Origin of the sequence: Vaginisenegalia massiliensis (assembly GCF_900604935.1) — a bacterium.
Lineage (GTDB): Bacteria > Bacillota > Bacilli > Lactobacillales > Aerococcaceae > Vaginisenegalia > Vaginisenegalia massiliensis.
In genome coordinates, this window is record NZ_UWPC01000009.1 from 1 (window position 1) to 16398 (window position 16398).

General features: G+C 40.5%; 16 protein-coding genes. 5 read left to right on the forward strand and 11 right to left on the reverse strand.

Annotated features, from left to right (window positions below; all coding sequences use genetic code 11):
- The first annotated feature begins 4 nt into the window (after positions 1 to 4).
- A complete protein-coding gene (locus EIH20_RS08740) occupies positions 5 to 97 on the forward strand; it encodes an IS3 family transposase (RefSeq protein ID WP_420894250.1) in 93 nt (30 codons plus the stop codon).
- 50 nt (positions 98 to 147) lie between these two features.
- Here the strand turns inward: EIH20_RS08740 and EIH20_RS06605 are convergent, their stop codons facing one another.
- The 3 genes from EIH20_RS06605 to EIH20_RS06615 form a co-directional block, all read right to left on the reverse strand.
- Positions 148 to 1110: an asparaginase gene (locus EIH20_RS06605; protein WP_124058965.1), complete on the reverse strand. Its 963-nt coding sequence runs from the start codon at positions 1108 to 1110 to the stop codon at positions 148 to 150.
- Between the two features lie 100 nt (positions 1111 to 1210).
- A complete protein-coding gene (gene surE, locus EIH20_RS06610; RefSeq protein WP_164470892.1) occupies positions 1211 to 1972 on the reverse strand; it encodes a 5'/3'-nucleotidase SurE in 762 nt (253 codons plus the stop codon).
- 158 nt (positions 1973 to 2130) lie between these two features.
- Positions 2131 to 2859: a class A sortase gene (locus tag EIH20_RS06615; protein WP_241152404.1), complete on the reverse strand. Its 729-nt coding sequence runs from the start codon at positions 2857 to 2859 to the stop codon at positions 2131 to 2133.
- Positions 2860 to 3205: 346 nt separating this feature from the next.
- On the opposite strand from EIH20_RS06615, the gene EIH20_RS06620 reads away from it, so the two are divergent.
- Entirely contained in the window at positions 3206 to 5896 is a 2691-nt protein-coding gene (locus EIH20_RS06620; protein WP_124058972.1) for a cation-translocating P-type ATPase, read from the forward strand.
- 53 nt (positions 5897 to 5949) lie between these two features.
- Here the strand turns inward: EIH20_RS06620 and EIH20_RS06625 are convergent, their stop codons facing one another.
- From EIH20_RS06625 to proB, 8 genes are all read right to left on the reverse strand, one after another.
- Entirely contained in the window at positions 5950 to 6873 is a 924-nt protein-coding gene (locus tag EIH20_RS06625; protein ID WP_124058974.1) for a 2-dehydropantoate 2-reductase, read from the reverse strand.
- 22 nt (positions 6874 to 6895) lie between these two features.
- Entirely contained in the window at positions 6896 to 7957 is a 1062-nt protein-coding gene (locus tag EIH20_RS06630) for a PTS sugar transporter subunit IIC (protein WP_124058976.1), read from the reverse strand.
- 300 nt (positions 7958 to 8257) lie between these two features.
- Positions 8258 to 8818, reverse strand: a complete 561-nt coding sequence (locus EIH20_RS06635; RefSeq protein ID WP_124058978.1) for a chromate transporter — start codon at positions 8816 to 8818, stop codon at positions 8258 to 8260.
- On the reverse strand, positions 8815 to 9393 hold the full coding sequence (locus tag EIH20_RS06640; RefSeq protein ID WP_124058980.1) for a chromate transporter: 579 nt from the start codon (positions 9391 to 9393) through the stop codon (positions 8815 to 8817). The genes EIH20_RS06635 and EIH20_RS06640 overlap by 4 nt, the downstream gene beginning before the upstream one ends.
- Before the next feature lie 56 nt (positions 9394 to 9449).
- Entirely contained in the window at positions 9450 to 10841 is a 1392-nt protein-coding gene (locus tag EIH20_RS06645; RefSeq protein WP_206424115.1) for an amino acid permease, read from the reverse strand.
- A gap of 13 nt (positions 10842 to 10854) precedes the next feature.
- Positions 10855 to 11319 (reverse strand): low molecular weight protein-tyrosine-phosphatase, encoded by a 465-nt coding sequence (locus EIH20_RS06650; RefSeq protein ID WP_124058984.1) that lies wholly within the window; start codon positions 11317 to 11319, stop codon positions 10855 to 10857.
- A gap of 63 nt (positions 11320 to 11382) precedes the next feature.
- Positions 11383 to 12636 carry a glutamate-5-semialdehyde dehydrogenase gene (locus tag EIH20_RS06655; RefSeq protein WP_124058986.1) on the reverse strand — a complete coding sequence of 418 codons (1254 nt, stop codon included), beginning with the start codon at positions 12634 to 12636 and terminating at the stop codon, positions 11383 to 11385.
- A 9-nt stretch (positions 12637 to 12645) separates the two neighbouring features.
- Complete coding sequence (proB, locus tag EIH20_RS06660; protein WP_124058988.1) at positions 12646 to 13449, reverse strand: glutamate 5-kinase; 804 nt, start codon at positions 13447 to 13449, stop codon at positions 12646 to 12648.
- Between the two features lie 160 nt (positions 13450 to 13609).
- Between proB and EIH20_RS06665 the strand changes: the two genes are divergently transcribed.
- The 3 genes from EIH20_RS06665 to EIH20_RS06675 all read left to right on the forward strand — a co-directional run bounded on the left by EIH20_RS06665 (position 13610) and on the right by EIH20_RS06675 (position 16345).
- Positions 13610 to 14032, forward strand: a complete 423-nt coding sequence (locus EIH20_RS06665; protein ID WP_124058990.1) for a cupin domain-containing protein — start codon at positions 13610 to 13612, stop codon at positions 14030 to 14032.
- Between the two features lie 255 nt (positions 14033 to 14287).
- Entirely contained in the window at positions 14288 to 15328 is a 1041-nt protein-coding gene (locus EIH20_RS06670) for an AEC family transporter (protein WP_124058991.1), read from the forward strand.
- 18 nt (positions 15329 to 15346) lie between these two features.
- Complete coding sequence (locus EIH20_RS06675) at positions 15347 to 16345, forward strand: 2-hydroxyacid dehydrogenase (protein WP_124058993.1); 999 nt, start codon at positions 15347 to 15349, stop codon at positions 16343 to 16345.
- Positions 16346 to 16398 lie beyond the last annotated feature (53 nt).

Genomic DNA, 16398 nt, shown 5'->3' on the forward strand with positions numbered 1-16398 from the left:
CTATATAGAATATTATAATTTAGTTAGGAAGAAGAGAAAATTAAAAAGCAAGACTCCTGTAGAATACAGAAATCTTGCTTTAATGACAGTGGCTTAATAAAAAGTTCAACTTTTTGGGTCCACTACAGAATCGGGGCTTTTTAACTTTTATAAGTGAAAGGCTTCTTGAATGTTGACTGGCGCATCGGTATTTAAAAGGGCCATCAGTTTCAAACGGGCTTTGACGCCGCTTAAACCTTGGGCAAAAATCACTCCTGCTTGACGCAGTTGCTTACCGCCACCCACATAATCATAAACATCTTCTGTTACCCCATTAAAGGCTCGTGAAACCATGACCACTGGAATTCCTTGTGCCAACAAACCATCGAGCGCTGTCAAGGTTTTAGGTGGCAAGTTACCTGCACCCAAGCCTTCAATGACCAATCCTTGATAACCCGCTTGGCTGATAGCTTGCACGATATCTCCATCCATACCAGCATAGGCTTTGAGTAAGGCTACCCGCTGATCGACTTTGGTGAGTGGATAATACTCTTGTCGAAGTAAATTTTGGAAATAAAGGACCTGGTTTTTGGAAATTAGACCGATTGGCCCAAAGGTTGGCGTTTGGAAAGTAGCTAAATTGGTTGTATGGGTCTTGGTCACATAGGTAGCTGTATGAATTTCTTCGTTCATCACGACTAAGACTCCTTTACCTTGAGAAGCATCGGCCGCTGCTACAAAAATGGACGACCGTAAATTAGCTAGCCCATCTGAGCCAATTTCATTACTGGACCGCATGGCACCCGTTAGGACAACAGGAATAGGTAAGTCTAAGGTTAATTCCAAGAAATAAGCTGTTTCTTCTAATGTATCCGTTCCATGCGTAATCACCATGCCATCAAATTCTGCTGCCCGACTTTGCACATAATGGCTTAGCTCTAACATGCGTTCCTCGGTCATGTGAGGAGACGGCATATTAAAAAGATCAACCACTGTTAACTCAGCAAACTTATTAAAAAAGGCACTTTGGGTATGAATTGGATTTTCCGAAGATGGCGACACCTTCCCGGTCGTTTGATCCTCAGACATGGCAATCGTTCCACCTGTATTAATCAATAAGACTTTTTTCATATTACCACTCCCCGAACATTAATCTGCACCGCTAAAGTATAACGGTTTCATCCGCTAGTCTCAACCGTTCTTAGGGAAGAAACGGCGAGAAAAGTCTTATTTATGGTTCAAATACACGTTGAAATTCATGATTGAGTGTCTCATGATTAGTGTCCACTTGAACAGCTGACACGGTTACAAAGCCTTGGTGCAAGAGACCATAATCGGTTTCTTGATCTGAATCCAATTGTTGATAGAGATTGCGTAACCAATAGACAGGCCGTCCCTTAGGATCATGGTAGCTCTTAAAACTAAACTTCATTTCATCTAATCCTAAAGGAGCAAAACGATAACCTTGAACTTGAGCAGCCGGGCAAGCCGGAATATTTAAGTTTAAAAAGGTCGCCGTAGGAATCTTTAAGGTTAGTAGTTTTGCTAGACTATGATGAAGAATCGGCATAGATTGGTCAAAATTCAAGTCGCCTTCTTCATTGCGTGCTAACGAGACAGCTAAGGAAGCCACCCCATTCAAAGCCCCTTCGCGCGCAGCCCCAATGGTCCCCGAATAGAAGACATCCTGACCGACATTAGCCCCAGCATTCATCCCTGAAATGAGCCAGTCTGGTCGGTGATGGCAGAGTTTTTCAAGAGCTAACTTTACACAATCGGCTGGCGTACCATTGACATGATAAGCCTCTACATCTGGTAGAAGATGGACCTCTTCGACCGATAGTGGATGAGAGACACTAATGGAGTGTCCATAACCTGAACGTTGACCGTCTGGACACACGACTGTCACCTGCCCAAATTCTTTTAAGACTGAAACTAATGTTTTTAAACCTGGAGCATAAATACCATCATCGTTGGTCACTAAAAATCGCATGCCGTTCATCCTTTCATTTTCATTCCATTTTCTATTATACCCAAGGCTTGTCTCCTAACCAAGTTAAAGAAGTTAAAAATTTACTAATCTGGTTTGTATGCAAAAAAAGACCAACAAAAGCTAAAATCAGCTATTGTTGGCCGGCAAAGGTGCTTGAACTAATTGGCAACATTATTTTGTTTTAAGTCAAAGGCTTTAATCATATCCTTGTTCGCGTCTTTGATAGCTACTTTCTCGACTAAGCTTCCTTGAACGACTAAGCGTTGGAAGTTATTTTCTCCGGTCGCACAAGTAACTAATGTAACGATAGGATCACTTGTTGGGTCAATTACATCTACCCGAGTTGGATCCAAAACTTCTTTATAGAAGACTTTGTATACATAGACGCTATCTAAATCCGTTAAGTAAATTAAATCGCCATTTTTCACCCTTAGGAGCGGTTCAAAAAGGTAGCCTTTTTTCAAGGTATGATGGCTAGCAATCGCATAATTGTCGTTGCCCATCTTAACATCGGGTCTTAAAGTCCCTGCCCCTAGATACATCCCTGCATCGGAGACACCCTTATAGATTGGAAGATTCATCTTAACATTTGGAATAGCAATCGCCCCAATCGTTGGTAAATCTTTTGGATTGACATTATTCTTAATCACATCATAAGCATTAAGGTTGCTGACATCATCGAAATCAAAGGTTACGTCCTTTTGTTGGTTGGATTCGATTTGATTACGCGTCATATTGGCAATGGCGTTTTCTTTCGTTCCTTGATCGATCAAATAGTCTTTGATTGGGTTGATAGCTAACAAAGCTAACGCCGCTAAAATTAGTAGAACGCCAACAAAAGTAAGTAAGCTATTTCCTTTGCGTTTCGTTTTTTTGTATTTATCCATTCTAGACATGGTTTATTTCCCTCCGCGTTTATCGCCTGTTTATTTGCTTATCATTCTACCTGTAAGTTATGAACTTGTCACGAATCATTTATGAATAATTTACTTTCTTAGCTTGTCTTTCATTTGCATTGACTTTCAAATTTTATTATACTTTAGATAAATTAGTGTTCATAAGGGAGTAACTAGAGGCTCTGCCTCGTCAGTATCAACAACGATAAGTAGCCACCGGCTGCTGGTACTGTACTTAATTAGTGAGACTTATGCCAGCCGAAGAAAACTTTTGGACTGTGCGTAAGTCTCTTTTAATTTGTCATCCCTTGATTGTGCCAAATAATAGGAGGAAAATATGGTCAAAAATGATTTTGTTCCGTACAAAGATACGGTTGAATCCATTGTCTCTCAACTTGAGACAGATACTGCCAAAGGGTTATCCAGCCAAGAGGCTCAAAAACGCTTGGAGCAATTCGGTAAAAATGAATTGCAAGCCGAAGAAAAAACAACGCTCCTACAGAAATTTATCGAGCAATTCAAAGACTTCATGATTATTGTCTTGCTGGCTGCTGCCGCTATCTCATTCTTTATGGGAATTCAACATGGTGAAGATCCAGCTGATGCTATTATTATTCTTTTAGTAGTCTTCTTAAATGCAATCATGGGTGTCTTCCAAGAAGCTAAAGCCGAAGAATCCATTGATGCTTTACGTAAGATGGCTTCACCGGATGCTCGTGTGCGCCGCGATGGCCACACTTCTACCATCAAGAGTCTTGATCTTGTGCCGGGCGACATCGTTCTATTAGAAGCCGGTGACGTTGTTCCAGCTGATATGCGTTTAATTGAAGCTAACTCCCTTAAAGTCGAAGAAGCAGCTTTAACAGGTGAGTCGGTTCCCGTAGAAAAATCAATCGCTAATATCGAAGGAGAAGAAGTTGGGATTGGTGATCGGTCTAACATGGTCTTCTCTACAACCAACGTGACCTATGGTCGTGGTTTAGCCGTCGTAACCAACACAGCCATGAACACCGAAGTGGGCCATATTGCTAATATGTTAAACGCGACCGAGAAACAAAAAACACCACTCCAACGTGACCAAGATAAATTAGGTAAGTTCTTAACCATTATGATTTTAGTGATCGCGGCTGTCACCTTTATCGTTGGTTTGATGAATGGTCGTCCGTGGTATGAAATGCTCTTAATTGCTATCTCTTTAGCTGTTGCAGCGATTCCCGAAGGTTTACCTGCTATTTCTACCATTATCCTTTCTTTAGGTACACGGACTATGGCTGAACGTAAAGCCTTGGTTCGGACTCTACCTGCGGTGGAAACTTTAGGTGGTACCCAAATTATCTGTTCAGATAAAACAGGAACCTTAACCCTCAACAAAATGACCATTGAAAAGACGTATTCAAATAACGAATTACGTGATGCAAAAGACGGTCTTGATTTAGAATCACCTTTACTTCGTTCGATTGTCTTCGCTAACGACACTAAGATTGATGCCAATGGCGAATTAATCGGTGACCCAACCGAGACAGCTATGATCAAGTTCGCTCTCGATCATCAATATAACTTAAAAGAACGCTTAGCCCAAACACCACGGATTGAAGAAGTTCCTTTTGATTCCACTCGTAAATTAATGTCAACCATTCACAAACTTGAAGATGGTCGCTACTTAGTGGCAGTTAAAGGGGCTCCCGATCAATTATTAAATCGTTGTCAGTCAATTGATATCAATGGTCAAATTCAGCCTCTAGATGATGTCCAACGTCAAGAAATCCTTAAAAACAACTCAGCTATGGCTCATGAAGCGTTACGGGTCTTGGCTGGGGCCTATCAAATCGTTGACCAATTACCAAGCAAAATTGACACTGACACAGTTGAACAGAACTTAATCTTTGCTGGTTTAGTCGGTATGATTGACCCTGAGCGCAAAGAAGCTGCTGAGGCTATCAAAGTAGCTCGAGAAGCCGGTATGCGGGTTGTCATGATTACAGGTGACCATGCTGAAACCGCTCAAGCCATCGCCGAACGCTTAACCATTCTTAACGCCGGCGAAGATAATGCTAGTCACGTTATTACCGGAGCAGAATTAGATACTATTTCTGACGAAGAACTCATTAAGAAAGTCAATGATTTCTCTGTTTATGCCCGTGTTTCGCCTGAGCATAAAGTTCGCATCATTAAAGCTTGGCAAGCTAACGATAAGACTGTTTCCATGACAGGTGATGGCGTGAACGATGCTCCATCCCTTAAACAAGCCGATATCGGGGTTGGTATGGGAATTACCGGTACCGAAGTTTCTAAAGGAGCTTCTGATATGGTTCTAGCCGACGACAACTTCGAAACTATTGTTGTGGCTGTTGAAGAAGGTCGTAAAGTCTTCGCTAACATTCAAAAAGCCATCCAATATCTATTATCAGCTAACTTAGGGGAAGTCTTAACCTTATTCATTGCCACCTTGATGGGTTGGACCATCCTTGAACCGGTTCATATCCTTTGGATTAACCTTGTAACGGATGTTTTCCCAGCAATTGCCTTAGGTATGGAAAAAGCCGAGAAGAACTCAATGAAACGTCCTCCACGGACTAAACAATCTAACTTCTTATCGAACGGTGTCTTACCTTCCATTATTTACCAAGGTATCCTTGAAGGAGGTATTACCCTCTTTGTTTATTGGTTCACTGTTTACCAACAAAAACTATCAATAAATGAAGGAGAAACGATGGCTTTTGCAACCTTAGGTTTGATCCAACTATTCCACGCCTATAACGTGAAATCAGTCTTCCAATCACTCCTAAGCTCAAATCCATTCAATAACAAATACTTAAACATTGCTTCAATTGGTTCGGGTATTCTCTTATTAGGCGTTATCTTAACGCCTGGTATCAACCAATTCTTCTCAGTTACTGTACCAGATTTCCAACATATTGAGATTGTGGTGTTTGCTTCATTCAGCATCATTGTTATTGTCGAAATCATCAAATATATCTTACGAGCAACTGGAGTTGCTGCTAAATATGAAAATGGAATTATCGAATAGTTGATTCTTAATTCCATACAAAAAGGCCCGCGAAAGCGGGCCTTTTAATTAGCTTATTTATTCTGGAACAAGCTTTCTTTGGCATGAATCAATTGGGTGATTGTACGACATACTGGCGTATCAATTCCGTGTTTTTGCCCCATTTGATTCACTGCACCATTCAGATAATCAATCTCCGTTAAGCGTTTATTTTGAACGAGGTCTTGATGCATAGAAGGATAGTGATGAGCCGCTTTAATCGATGTATCCATCACATATTGAACCATTTCGTCTTCATTTAGTACCACACCTTCAGCTTTGGCCACGATCACGAATTCATGAATAATGGCTTTGACTAAGTCTTTCCCTTCTTGGCTGGCAAAAAATTGACCAATCGTGCAATCTACTAGAGCACAGGTTGAATTCATACTACCATTGACACAGGCTTTGCGCCAGATTGATGGAACCACATCTTCGTCATAAGTCGCATTCAAACCAGCTTCATTCAGAACTTGAGCGACAGCTTGACCAGCCTCCTTTTCTGCTGGGTCAATACTTTGTAAATTAACCGTACCGACCCCTTTAAGATTCACATGACCTGGTTCTGGAAGACCCGCTGTCCAAACCGTTACCCCCATCAAGATATTTTTCAAAGGAACATATTGGCTAATCACTTCTTGATGCCCTAAACCATTTAATAAACAAAGCACCTTAGTGTCTGAACCAATTAAGGATTGGATATCACTTAACATAGTTGTTAACTGCATGGCTTTGGTAAATAAGATAATTAAATCAGCTTGCCGGGTCGCTTGGCTAGGCAACATCATTGGAATTTGAACTGTTTCTTCGATATCTCCAGTCACCCGCAAACCTTGTTCGTTCACTGCCTTAATGTGGTCGGCCCAATTATCCAATAAAATCACTTCATGATTTGTTTTACTTAATTGATAACCAAAACGACATCCCATAGCCCCGGATCCAGCAATATAAATTAACATACAAATATCCTCCTTATTTTACTTAACCTTCAAAAACAAAGATGTCATCGGTATATAATTTCAACATATCTTGACAAACTTTATTAGCGATAAAACCACCCACAAAAGGAATGACGATCCATGCCAAAATCATGATAGCCACGCCGCATCCTCCTTGCAAGGAAGCAATCGGACCCACTAAACCTACTAAACCAAAGCCAGAAGTAGCGGGTGTCCCTACCAAATTAAACATAGGCACCATTGCTCCACAGAGAGCCGCATTAATTAATAAGGGCACGGCCATAATCGGATGTTTTAAGAAATTTGGCATCATCATCTTCATAGCACCTAAACCAATCGCAACAGGAACCCCCGTTTTATTACGTTTTAAGGTTCCCCATACTAGGACAGCCGTGGTCGCAGCAATCCCCATCGATGCTGCTCCAGAAGCCAATCCGTCTAAGCCAATAGCTAAACCAATCGCAACGGTTGAAATGGGGCTCACAATAATAATGGCAAAGGACATAGCAATCAAGATAGTCATCAATAAAGGTTGAAGAGTCGTGAAGCTATTGATACCTTGGCCAATTAAGGTCGTAATCGAGGAAACAATAGGCAATAATTTCCAACCTACAAAACCAACACCCGTCCCGATTAAAATAGGTAATAAAATGATATTCAGGGATCCAAACTTATGGCCAACTGCTTTAATAGCTAAGACAGCTAACGATGCTGTTAGCATCATATTGATTAAGTCACCGATTCCCTTTAATTGAAAAGCGCCTTTACCCACCGCGGTTACAATTTCAGGATTAAAGACCCAAGCGCCAGATCCAATAAAAGCAGCGCCACCTACAGCCAACATTTGCATTGGAGTCAATTTAAACTGTTGACCAATAAGAACCCCGGCCATAATTGGCGTTAGAAATTGGAATACAACAACAATATGATAAAAATCCATCGCTAAAGCAGAATTAGCAACAAATGGTTTTAAAACTGTAGCTAAAATTGCATTAGGAATAAGAGCCACGACAATGGCAATAGCAGTTCCGTTTAGAACTTTGTTAATAAACGACGTGACTGTTTCTCTTTCTTCTGATGTCATATCGACACGACCTCTCTTCTAAGTTAGGTCCATTATAAATAAAACAGATTAAATACACAAGTAATTAGTTAAATGATTCACATTCACAACCTCTTTACTATCAATGTTTTTCAATAGACAGCTACGTTCTTTGCTAAAAATTCACATTGTCTAAAATTAATTGGCAACTTCTAAATGGTATCCGACCCCAAAATTCAATTAAACCATCCAGAAAGCAAAACAAAAAAACACGCCCTTATTTTCACAAATAAAAGCGCATTCACAACTGTAATATTATGAATTTGTTATTCTGTTATAATTTCATTGGAACAAATTGGCTTGAATCATGTTTAAAATTCCAGCTAAAAACATTATGCCGATAGCATTGTAGCCTTTCTTTAATAAAACCAAGCATAGTAAGAATATCGCAGCCATTGCCCAATTGAAATGAGCCAAATTAATTTGCGCCGATACGCCAAAGATAGAGGTTAACAAAATAGATAGGCCAGCCCCAGCAATCAAGGCAATAACCGCCGGCCGTAAAACAGATAAGACCGATTGCAGAAGACTAATATCTTTATACTTAACATAAAGGAAAGTAATCAGCGTGACCAAAATACAAGAAGGTAAAACACTCGCAGTGGTAGCCACAACCGCTCCTAGTGGACCCGCTACGCGAATACCAATGAACGTTGCCGAATTGATGGCAATTGGTCCAGGTGTCATCTGCGAAATAGTAACTAAATGATTAAACTCTTCCACACTCAGCCAACCATGAATAGTTACAACTTGATTTTGTAATAAAGGTAAGGCTGCATAGCCCCCACCAAAACTGAACGCACCAATCTGCAAAAAAGCAATAAAGAGTTCCCAAAGAATCATGACGCGACCTCCCCTTCACTATCTGAAGTGGATTTGCGCCAAAAAGTTAAGCCTATGCCTAAAGCAATACAAGCCAAAATGATATAGACCACATTCAAATGATAGACAAAGCTTGCTATAAAAGCCAAGGATAAAATCACGTATTCTAGCCAAGTTGCCTTTTCATTTAACTTCACTAACAAGTCCCACACAACTAAACAGATGACTGCAGCGACACCCGCTTGCATTCCATCTAAGAGTTGATCAAAGAGCGGATTTTGCGCTAACGCCTCATAAAAGAAAGAAATAACTGTGATGATTGTAAAAGGGGGTAAGACAGTACCCAAGACGGCTACTAACACGCCCATCAGACCGGCTACCTTATATCCCACACCAATCGCCCCATTGACAGCTATAACACCCGGCGAGGATTGAGCAATGGCGATTAAGTCGAGCATCTCCTCTTCCTCAAGCCAATGAAGTTGATTGACGAATTTAGACCGCATGAGAGAAATAATGACGTAGCCCCCACCAAAGGTAAAGGCACTCAAAGTAAATGTGGACCAAAATAGGGTTTTTAATTTTTGCTTATCCATTTGTTCACCTCTTCTTGCCTCATCAGTTTAACAAATTTTAAGCCAGTCACCAAAAGTTATCCTATTGTTTCATCCAAATCGATTAAAATTTCTTGCCGTTCCGCTTCAAGCTTAGACAAATCAACATGACCTGCCTTAATCCGCACATAGGCAAAGATATACAAGGCTAAAGAAACAACAACCATCAAGATTTTCTGGAAAGAGGTTAAGCCCACAAACAGTTGATAGCAGACAACAGCCGAAGCTGCCGTCGCCAAAGCCGAAATCAGATAGATACACGGTTTGGGCATATGAAGAATCGATTGCTGCCAACGGCGAGGGTAATCTTTAATCATTTTTAGGCATGCAATGTTCAAATATACATTCATCAGCATTAACGGAATCATAATGGCTGAAACAAGTACATCGAGCGATAAATTGAATAATATTGGACAGATAGCAATCAAATAATAGACACCATAGATGACATATGGATAGCCCTCCTGCGTGGTTTTACTAAAAACCCCCGGTAACCAACCATCTTGGGCCACTTTTAAAATAGGATAGCGAACCATGGTAATCATACTCATTAAGGACGTCGCAATGGCAAACACTGCTCCTGCTAGAACAAAAGCCACAAACACCCAATGAGGAAAGATAGCTTGAGCAACTAAACTAAGATTCTTACCTGCAACATCGTGAGTTGGCAAGACGCCTGAAGCCACTAAGGTAATAAAACCATAGAAGAATGCCAAGGCTAAAGCAACTAAACCCATGGCTTTAGGAATCGTTCGCAAAGAGTCCCGAGTCACCGTAGCCACCGAAATAGGACCTTGAGTAATACCCTGACAGGCAAACGACATTAAAGCAACCGCACTAATAAAACCCGTAAAGCCATGTTTGAAAAAAGGCTCATTTGTAAAATAATGACTATAATCAATCTCCGGCAAGCCGAAGCAAATAAATAATCCCAGAGCTCCCATCAAGATGATTGTCATCACATTATTAACTTGCGACATAAACTTGGAGCCTCGAATGGTCGTTAAAAAGAAAAAAGAAATAATCGCAATTTCAATCCATTTATCATAGACCTTAATTTGTGGAAAAATCATAGACCCATATTGAACTATAGCAATAGCATACATGGCAATTGAACAAGCAAAAATAAAATTAAGGTAGCCCGTTAAGCCTGTCATCAGCGGATTGAACAAGAGTGCTTTCTGGCTATAGTCTCCGCCCGTCAACTTAAACATCGAGGCTAATAAGATTGAGAAGAAGTTAGCTAAAACCATAAAAATAACCGCACAAACGACCGCTAAAATCACCGAACGCCCTGTTGCTTGGATGGCTAACCCTGTCAATACAAAAATTCCGGCTCCCACAGCACCACCAAATCCTAGTGAAAATACATCAAATAAATTTAAATTGGAAACCTCGCGTCCCTCAATTTGTTCTGTTTTAATAGTGATTCACTCCTTCTTGTTATGACAATTTTTCTTGTTCGATGAGGTAAGCAAGTAAAGCCTGACAGCCCAACCGAACATCTTGGTAAGTTTGTTCAAAATCACCCGTATACCACGGATCTGCTATATCACGGGCTTGGTCCGTGTAGTCCAACAATCGCTTGACTTGTCCTTTAATATGCGGACCCAATTGTTGCTTAATATCAGTGATATTTGTCTGATCCATCCCTATCAGGTAATCCGCTTGCCCATCATTCAAATGCAAGGGGCGCGAAACCAAACCGTCACAGCTTAACCCTACTTGCGCTAATTTCTGGCGTGTTCCCGGATGAGTAGGGTTTCCTTCCTCCCAAGAGCTTGTAGCAGCAGAATCTATCTCGATTACATGACTTAAACCCGCTTTGGCTACCTCATCTTGAAAAACGACTTGAGCCATGGGTGAACGACAAATATTGCCTAAACAGATAAATACTACTTTAATCAAGATAGTCCCTCCTTTAAAAAATGTATAAGACAAGCCAGACACCTCATTGTCTGGCTTAAAGCATTATGCTCGAACTTGACCACTACCTAAAACAATATACTTGTAGGAAGTCAAAGCTTCCAATCCCATTGGTCCACGAGCGTGTAATTTTTGCGTGGAAATACCAATTTCACCACCAAAACCAAACATGGCTCCATCGGTAAACCGAGTCGAGGCATTAACATAAACGGCAGCAGAATCGATATCATTAACGAAATCTTGAGCGACTTGATAATTCTGAGTGATAATAACTTCGGAGTGACCGGTTGAGTATTGTTCAATATGATCGATCGCTTCTTGGTAATTATCGACAACCTTAAAGGCAATCACATAATCCAGAAATTCCATCTGGTAATCTATCTTCTTAGCCGAGACAGCTTGTGGTACCAAGTGACAAGTTGCCTCGTCACCCCGAATTTCCACTCCTTGATCTAGCAAGGCTTGGGCCAAGTAAGGAACGGCATGAGCTGCAATCGATCGATCCACTAAGACGGTCTCTAAGGCATTGCAAACCGACGGCCGTTGAACTTTTCCATTTAACAAGATATCTCGAGCCATAGCTAAATCAGCCGCTTCATGACAATAGAGATGACAGTTGCCCGTCCCTGTTTCTATAACCGGAACCGTAGCATTCTTAACCACAGATGAAATGAGCCCTGCTCCCCCGCGAGGAATGAGGCAATCAATACATTCATTAAATTGCATTAAAGCGGTCGCTAATTCACGAGAAGGATCCTCAATCAATTGAACCGCACTTGCAGGAACGACAGTCTGTTTCAAGCCAGTTTGCATGGCTTGGACAATCGCTCGATTACTATTTAAGGCTTCTTTACCTCCACGTAAAATTACCGCATTCCCCGCTTTTAAGCAAAGGCCTGTCGCATCAACTGTCACGTTCGGCCGCGATTCGTAGATAATTCCAATCACGCCAATTGGCACGCGACGGCGGCTAATTAGAAGGCCATCCTCATTCACCCACTGCCGGTCACTCATTTGAGTCGGATCAGCCAAAGTAGCAATAAATCGTAAACCTTGTGCCATAGCGACTACTCGCTCTGGATTTAAACTCAACCGTTCAATCATTGCTGAACTCAATCCATTATTTTGGGCCAACCGGCAATCTTCTTGGTTAGCTTGTAAAATAGCCTCTTGGTGTTCTTCAAGCGCTTGAGCCATTTTCTCTAGAGCTTCATTCTTTTCTTTGACACTAACTTGACGTAAACGACGCGCAGTCGCTTGAGCCGTCTTTCCCATCTCCATTAATACTAAATCTTTCATGGTTTCCTCCTAGACTTGCGAAAATAAGGTGCCCACTTTTTCTCCAGCAACAATATCGAATAAAACAGTCGGATCCGCTGCCGACGTGATAATCATAGCTTGTTGATTGGCCAAAATTAATTCAGCCGCCCGTAATTTTGTCTCCATGCCACCCGTCGCAAAAGTTGAACCCGATCCGCCAGCCATAGCCAAAACCTCTGGCGTAATGGCACTAATGTGGTCGAGGAGTTCCGCATCAGAATGGAGTTTTGGATTTTTATCATAGAGTCCGTCCACATCGCTCATAATCACCAAGAGGTCAGCCTCGATTAAACGGGCAACAATAGCCGATAAGGTATCATTGTCACCAAATTTGGTCTGATGATTCATTTCGTCAACGGATATCGCATCATTTTCATTAATAATCGGAATAATACCCTTCTTTAATAGGGTATTAATTGCTGTTTGACAATTATATTTTGAAGAAGGAAAGTCCACCACGTCACGTGTAATAAGAATTTGACCCACGAATTGTTGATAGGCTCGGAAAAAGCGACTATATAAGTTCATTAAGGCTCCTTGCCCAACGGAAGCGAGCGCTTGTTGCTCAGAAATTTCTTTGGGATAATCACTGACCTTCAACATAGCCGCACCTACTCCTACAGCTCCAGAAGAAACCAAAATAACTTCATAACCCTCTTGTTGTAATGATGAACACACAAACGCTATCCGATCAAGCTTACGGAAGTCAACTTGTTGACCCGGGCGCATAATCGAATTGGTTCCAATTTTAATGACAATTCGTTTTAATGATTTTAACTTCTCACGACTCATAGACTACTCCTCAATCATATACACTAATTTATTATTTCTATTATAGTGATAATCCGTTAACTTGCAAAGGTTAGTCGGGTATATTCGTTTTATTTGACTTAAAAACAATCAGTGTTAGACTTTAATTATAATCATTATTAGTAGAAACGGAGTGAAAAAGATGACAATGGATTACAAAGATCATGGTAAAGAACCTTATGTGTTAGACATCGAGAAAGCAACCGTCGATAATGAGAATTTCCGTGCCACCCTATGGACGGGTGAAAAGCTTCAATTAACCGTTATGACCATTCAACCTGGAGATGATATCGGCCTAGAAGTTCATGAAGGTATTGATCAATTCCTCCGAATCGAAAAAGGTCAAGGCCTCTGCAAAATGGGTCCTAGCAAAGATAATTTGAACTTCCAACAAGAAGTTAGCGATGATGATGCTATCTTCGTTCCAGCGGATATGTGGCATAACGTTGAAAATACAGGTGATCAACCTTTAAAACTTTATACAATTTATGCTGGCCCTGATCATGTGCCTGGCACAATCCACCCAACGCATCAAGATGCAGAAAATGATCCTAACGAACATTAATAAATGTCTAAATAAAACACACCACTTGTTATTTATTTAACATGTGGTGTGTTTTTTTGTTATTATTTTGTTCCTTAACATGCAATATATTTACTTACCTTTGTGACGTAAACCACTTAATTATGAATATCTGAAAACGTAATCATTTACAAAAGCTTATATATAGCCCTTTTTATGAAAAATATTTTCTTGTTATATTGTGAAAAATTGTATATACTTATGTAGCAAAAAATTATTTTTGAAAGGGGAAATATTATGAATATTTCACAAGTTATTGCAGGAACTTTTTCAAACCCTGAAGTATTGAGTGCGATTGCCTCTACCGTTCTCATCATCTTAGTTGGTTTTTATTGCCGCCGCAAAGGGATTTTTGGTGAGAATGTGGCCAAAGTATTATCCAATTTAGTCCTAAAAGTAGCCTTACCAGCATTAGCTTTCACAGCTTTTATGAAACCCATTAATCCAAGCCAATTAAGTCAAAGTATGGGCGTTCTTATTTGGGGTATTGCTCTATATATTATCTTGATTTTCTTAACGCCATTATTCTATATGAAATTTCCTAAAGATCGTCAAACGACTTTATCTGTACTGAGTGTCTTTGGTTCAACCACTTTCTTCGGAATCCCTATGATTGCCGCTATTTATGGTGATGAGGGAACCATTTATGCGAATATATTTAACATTGGTTATCGTATTTTCTTATATACTTGGGCATATGTGACAATGTCTGGTTTAAAATTCGAAAAGAAGAACCTCAAACAAATCTTCGGTAATTTAATTGTCATCGCGACTTTCCTTGGTTTATTCATTTGGGTTTTCCAAGGCTCTCTTCCTCAGGTTACAGTAGCAGGTGAAAAAGTCGCTTTCTTACGTATCGATACAACAGCTCCATGGTTATTCGATCCGATGAAATACTTGAGTAGTTTAGCATCTCCTCTTGCTTGGTTGTCAATCGGGGCTCAATTAGGCGAAGTCGATTTCAAAAAAGCAGCCAGCAACAAAATTGCTTGGTACTATAGCTTTATCAAAGTTGTGATGGTTCCGTTAATTAACTTGGTGGGTATTCTTATCCTTAACGCTCTTGGCATTTTAGACTTACAATTTATTGCGATTGCAGCTACGGCTATTATGATGGCCACTCCAACAGCAACGGTTGCGGCAGCCTATGCAATCGGTTTTGATCGCGATGCTTTATTAACGTCTAACGCTTCACTTCTATCTACATTAGCTGCTGTCATCGCCATTCCAATCTGGATTGTTATTTTACAAGTCCTATCAACAGCTGGCTTATTCTAAATCTGAAAGGAGTCCTCTATGTTTAAAATTGCTTGTTATGGTGTTCGTCCCAATGAAGTGGATATATTCCATTCATTGAATAAATATCACTACCAATTAACTTTAATTCCGGACTTACTGACTCACGATAATATTGAAACGGCTAAAGATCACGACGCTGTCTTATTGCGTGCGAATTGTGTCGCTGACCGTCAAAATTTAAGTCAACTAAAAGACTATGGCATCAAATACGTGTTCACTCGTACAGTCGGTTATAATCATATCGATCTTAAAGCTGCTCAAGAACTTGGCCAAATAGTAGCCCGTGTTCCAGGTTACTCACCTAATGCCATTGCTGAGTTAGCCTTGACCATGGCTTTGTCTCTGTTACGCAATGTCCAATACACCGCAGATCGGACTTCTCATGGTAATTTCAAGGTCAGCCCACAGATGTTCTCACGCGAAATCCGCAAATCAACGGTCGGCATTATTGGTACCGGTAAAATTGGTTTAACTGAAGCCAAACTATACAAGGGCTTAGGAGCCCGTGTCATTGGCTACGATATCTACCAATCTGATGAAGCCAAAGAAATGATTGAATTTGTTGAATTAGATGATTTATTAGCCATGAGTGACATTGTCAGTCTTCATCCAGCCTATATCCCTGGTCAAAACGATAAGATGGTAAATGAAGAATTCATTAATAAAATGCGCCATGATGCTATCTTAGTGAACACCGCTCGTGGCGAATTACAAGACAACGAAGCCATCTTAAAGGCCTTAAAAGCTAATAAATTAGCCGGTTTTGCAACCGACGTCTTAGCAAATGAATCAACTATTTTCTTTAAAGAATTTGATCAAGAGAACCCAATCCCTGATTCGACTATCAAGGAACTAGTTGAACTTTATCCACGCGTCTTAATGACGCCACACATTGGTTCCAACACCGAAGAGGCAGTCAGCAATATGGTTGAATTTTCTTACGATAATTTCCATCAAGTCCTTAACAACGAAGAATGTCCAAACCTACTTTTCTAATATTTATACTCAAAAACTCGCTACGGCGAGTTTTTTTGTTATAATTAGCCCAA

Bases quoted from the DNA above. Each gene is read 5' to 3' on its own strand.
- surE (WP_164470892.1), bottom strand. From the start codon at position 1,972: ATGCGATTTTTAGTGACCAACGATGATGGTATTTATGCTCCAGGTTTA.
- EIH20_RS06675 (WP_124058993.1), top strand. From the start codon at position 15,347: ATGTTTAAAATTGCTTGTTATGGTGTTCGTCCCAATGAAGTGGATATA.
- EIH20_RS06635 (WP_124058978.1), bottom strand. From the start codon at position 8,818: ATGATTCTTTGGGAACTCTTTATTGCTTTTTTGCAGATTGGTGCGTTC.
- EIH20_RS06665 (WP_124058990.1), top strand. From the start codon at position 13,610: ATGACAATGGATTACAAAGATCATGGTAAAGAACCTTATGTGTTAGAC.
- EIH20_RS06670 (WP_124058991.1), top strand. From the start codon at position 14,288: ATGAATATTTCACAAGTTATTGCAGGAACTTTTTCAAACCCTGAAGTA.
- EIH20_RS06605 (WP_124058965.1), bottom strand. From the start codon at position 1,110: ATGAAAAAAGTCTTATTGATTAATACAGGTGGAACGATTGCCATGTCT.
- EIH20_RS06640 (WP_124058980.1), bottom strand. From the start codon at position 9,393: ATGGATAAGCAAAAATTAAAAACCCTATTTTGGTCCACATTTACTTTG.
- EIH20_RS06630 (WP_124058976.1), bottom strand. From the start codon at position 7,957: ATGACATCAGAAGAAAGAGAAACAGTCACGTCGTTTATTAACAAAGTT.
- EIH20_RS06625 (WP_124058974.1), bottom strand. From the start codon at position 6,873: ATGTTAATTTATATTGCTGGATCCGGGGCTATGGGATGTCGTTTTGGT.
- proB (WP_124058988.1), bottom strand. From the start codon at position 13,449: ATGAGTCGTGAGAAGTTAAAATCATTAAAACGAATTGTCATTAAAATT.
- EIH20_RS06620 (WP_124058972.1), top strand. From the start codon at position 3,206: ATGGTCAAAAATGATTTTGTTCCGTACAAAGATACGGTTGAATCCATT.
- EIH20_RS06655 (WP_124058986.1), bottom strand. From the start codon at position 12,636: ATGAAAGATTTAGTATTAATGGAGATGGGAAAGACGGCTCAAGCGACT.
- EIH20_RS06615 (WP_241152404.1), bottom strand. From the start codon at position 2,859: ATGGATAAATACAAAAAAACGAAACGCAAAGGAAATAGCTTACTTACT.